This is a genomic window from Streptosporangium fragile, from assembly GCF_039534445.1.
In the GTDB taxonomy this organism is placed as follows: domain Bacteria; phylum Actinomycetota; class Actinomycetes; order Streptosporangiales; family Streptosporangiaceae; genus Streptosporangium; species Streptosporangium fragile.
The window spans coordinates 1-570 of the sequence record NZ_BAAAVI010000198.1; the positions used below are offsets into that span (position 1 = coordinate 1).

The window sequence follows — 570 nt, forward strand, 5'->3', positions numbered from 1 at the left end:
GACGCCGAGCAGATCGCCGGCCGGGTCAACCAGATCCGCGCCGAGATCGAGAACACCGACTCCGACTACGACCGCGAGAAGCTGCAGGAGCGCCTCGCCAAGCTGGCCGGCGGCGTGGCCGTCATCAAGGCCGGCGCGGCCACCGAGGTCGAGCTCAAGGAGCGCAAGCACCGCATCGAGGACGCCGTCCGCAACGCCAAGGCGGCCGTCGAGGAGGGCATCGTCCCCGGCGGTGGCGTGGCCCTGCTGCAGGCCGGCGCCAAGGCGTTCGACAAGCTGGAGCTCAACGGCGACGAGGCCACCGGTGCCGCGATCGTCAAGAAGGCTCTGGAGGAGCCGCTGAAGCAGATCGCCGTCAACGCCGGCCTCGAGGGCGGCGTCGTGGTGGAGAAGGTGCGCAACCTCACCCCGGGTGAGGGCCTCAACGCCGCCACCGGCGAGTACGTCAACCTGTTCGAGACGGGCATCATCGACCCGGCCAAGGTGACGCGTTCCGCGCTGCAGAACGCGGCGTCCATCGCGGCGCTGTTCCTCACCACCGAGGCCGTCATCGCCGAGAAGCCCGAGAAG

General features: G+C 70.0%; 1 protein-coding gene. It reads left to right on the plus strand.

The window, feature by feature from the left end; all coding sequences use genetic code 11:
* On the plus strand, positions 1-570 hold a 570-nt coding region (locus ABD841_RS40625), incomplete at both ends, for a TCP-1/cpn60 chaperonin family protein (protein WP_344982420.1).